Below are 3,257 nucleotides of genomic sequence, written 5' to 3'. Positions count from 1 at the left end.
CCCGTCCTTTTTGGACGGGCGGGACGCCCATCCCACTTTCAAGAGTAGAAGTTATTTAATTATCATTCCTAAGAGGCCGATCGCACTAAAATGACTGTACAGTCGCACCCGCGCGCCACAGCTTCCGGGATGTTCCCGTGAATCACCTGCTTCAGCAGCCCTTCACGGCTCGCTCCCAGGACGATCGCATCGCACTGATCGTTCTGAGCCAAATCAATTAAAGCATCAGAAACCGATTTAGCGCAAACCGAAGTCGCTATTATCGAACAGCTAACCCTGCGCTTGATAAACTCCGCTGCTTGCTTTAATTCTCCGCGATCGGGTTCTGCAACAGAAGGCTGATGAACCTGACACAATTTAATCTCCGGTACAGCACTCGCAGCCACCAAAGCAGGTAGCAGCCGCAAAGCCGCAGCTTGCTTGTAACTGCCGCGAATAGGCACCAACCAGCGGTGCAAACCCATCAGCGTGTGCAGTCCCAATTCTGGGGCTGGAATGTCTGAATTCGGCGGGGAAAGTTCAGTCTCTGGATTCGCTGATGAATCTGAGGATATCGCCAATGGGGGATTATCTGCGCCGTCAACTTTTTCGGGATTTAACTCCCATTCTATAGAGGTATATTTCCGCCCGCTGAAAGTGGCAGAAAACTCATTTTTCTTGCGTGTTGCTAATAGTTTTTCGCTCCACTTCACCAAAATAACCTCGCAGCCTGCTTGCCGAATTACGGTATCCACCACATCACCAAAAATGCGTTCTTTTGTGGATAATTCGCCTTGCCAGCCCATCAAAATCAAATCGATATGTCGCTCCTTAATTGTCTCCAAAATCGCGTTAGGCACGTCGTGAGCTACCCGTATTTGGGTGTGTACTGGCAAGTTCAAATTGCGAACAATTCGCTCGGCTTGTTGTAGCAGGCGGCGGCTTTTGGTTGTCCGCACTGCGCTTTCGGAGGGGGAACTGTTGCGCGGTACTATGATGATTTGCAGGCATTCTAATTCGTAATTACGATCGCGCGCAATCGCCGCCGCCAGCCGCAGCAAAGCGGGTGCTGTTTGGGGGTTGGAAAGCGGCACTAATAAGCGGCCGTTTCCGACTTGCGGAGCCCTGGTTTGATAGACAACATAGGAAGGTTCTGGATGCGGGCCCTGGGTTGTTTCTCCGGTGAGGCGATCGGATTCAACTCGGATAATGTCGCTGCGGGTAATAATTCCCACCAAACGCCGGCCTTCTACGACTGGCAAGCGGCTGATATTGTAGTTGTTGAGCCTGTACAATACCTCGCTTAAAGTATCCCTTGCTTTGACTGCGATCGGCTGTACAGTCATAAATTCTTTAAGCAGCGAGTTGCCGGACAAATTGCGATCGCTGGCATTTGCCAAATCGGTTTGACTGACAATTCCGACTAATTTGCCATCTTCAACTACTGGAAATCCTCGGTGGTGCGATCGCGAAAAAGCCTGCATCACTTCATCGAAAGTCAGCAGACTCGAAAGAGTTTCAACTCGGCGCTGCATCACGTCATCTGCGTGCAAGTCGCTCAAAGTATTGCTGGCAGCTTTTGCCTTTGTCAGTTGAATGCCGTTAAACTCCAAAAGGCGATCGTAAAAAGAGCCACTGTCCACCTTTTCCGCCACCAAATAAGCAACTACAGAACAGATCATCAAAGGCAGCACTAATTTGAAATCCGCCGTAATTTCAAACACAATCACTACCGCAGTAATCGGCGCCCTAGAAACCGCACAAAAAAACGCTCCCATTCCCGCCAAAGCGTAAGTTACCGGCAAACCGACACCCAGGGAATCTGCCTGCACAATTCCCACCATGTGACCGAGTGCAGAACCCATAACTAGGGCAGGGGAAAACAATCCTCCCGGAGCTCCAGAAGCAGCGGAAATAATTGTCAGAAAAAAGTGAGCTATAAAAGCAATTAAACTCGTTATGCCGCTTGCTTCGCCTGTCAGCATAAACTCCCGTAAACCCGTATGATCGCGGAAAGTTGCTGGAAGCAAAGCTATTACTGAACCGCAGATTATGCCAGCTAGAGCCATTCGCGCAGGCAAAGCTAATTTGAGCGATCGCCTGTTAAATTGCAAGCTAGCAATAATCCCTTTGGTGAACAAAGCTCCTAGCCATCCCGCTAAAACTCCTAACAGTATATAAAACGGGATTTCCTGAGCATCAAAACTGGTTTGGTACGCGCGAAGGTTCAAATTTAAACTATCGCCGCCCAAAAGCTGCGAGACAACTGCACCGATAAATGAAGCGATAATTGCAGTCCCTAAAGTCAATCCCGAAACATCGTGCAGCAGTTCTTCAACTACAAACAAAACTCCTGCAATGGGAGTATTGAAACCAGCAGCCAATCCCGCAGCAGCACCGCAAGCAATCAATTGTCGGCGGTAGTCTGGGGAAGTTGGCATCAAGTGACCTATCCAGCCGGCCAAAGATGCTCCTATTTGCACAGTCGGGCCTTGCCTGCCTAAAGTTAAACCGGAACCAACTGCTAAAATAGTCGTCAGAAGTTTGGCGACAGCTACTCGCAAATCTAAGGAAAGATTGACTCCGCCGAGAGCAGCTTTGACGTGAGGAATGCCGCTGCCGGCAGTTTCGGGAGCAAAACGCTCAACCAAGAAACCTGTCAGCAAGCCGCCGCATAAACCGACGCTGGGCAGTAATATCCAAGCTGGGATTAATGTCGAGGTAGCTACTCGCCAACTGCCGAGCCATCCGACTCCTGACTTTAGCAAAACCCCAGCGAGTCCTGAAATTAAACCGATCAGACAAGCTTCAAAAATGGCTAGGCGTTTGGGCCGTAAAAAAAGTTGAGATTTGATGACCCTGGAAGGTTCCCTAAATTGTTTAGGGATAGTTATGTACGGCATAAATAGCGTAGATGACCTGAGAATTGTCTGCTCGATCGCACTTTAGCGAAAAATCCTTCGACTTGGCAAAATATAACTAATTTTTAACCGGAGGTGCCCGCAGATTAACGCGGATGAATTCTACAAATCCGCGTTTATTTGTAGTAATGCCGTCCGGCCTGCGAGCTATCTGCGGTTGAAATTAAGTTCGCGCCAACCCCTGCGCGATCAGGCTCGCGCAGGGGTTGGCGAAGGGTAGGGAATAGAGGGCAAATCTGCCCTTGACTACTTGACAAAATAACTTTTTGTTGATACTTTAAGCAATACTTCGGACAGTTTTTAAGCAGCGAGAGTACCATAGGATAGGACTGACGGAAGGTTAGGGTGATTTAAAAT

Annotated in this window: 1 protein-coding gene; it reads right to left on the bottom strand. The window is 49.1% G+C overall.

Annotated elements, in window-relative coordinates:
* Positions 1-68 precede the first annotated feature (68 nt).
* Entirely contained in the window at positions 69-2,882 is a 2,814-nt protein-coding gene (locus QUB26_RS31455) for a chloride channel protein (RefSeq protein ID WP_333245946.1), read from the bottom strand.
* Positions 2,883-3,257: the final 375 nt, after the last annotated feature.

Source organism: Microcoleus sp. B4-C1, from assembly GCF_036705285.1.
Lineage (GTDB): Bacteria > Cyanobacteriota > Cyanobacteriia > Cyanobacteriales > Microcoleaceae > Microcoleus.
Note: the sequence above shows the minus strand (reverse complement) of the source record. Positions and strands in the feature narration are given on the sequence as shown.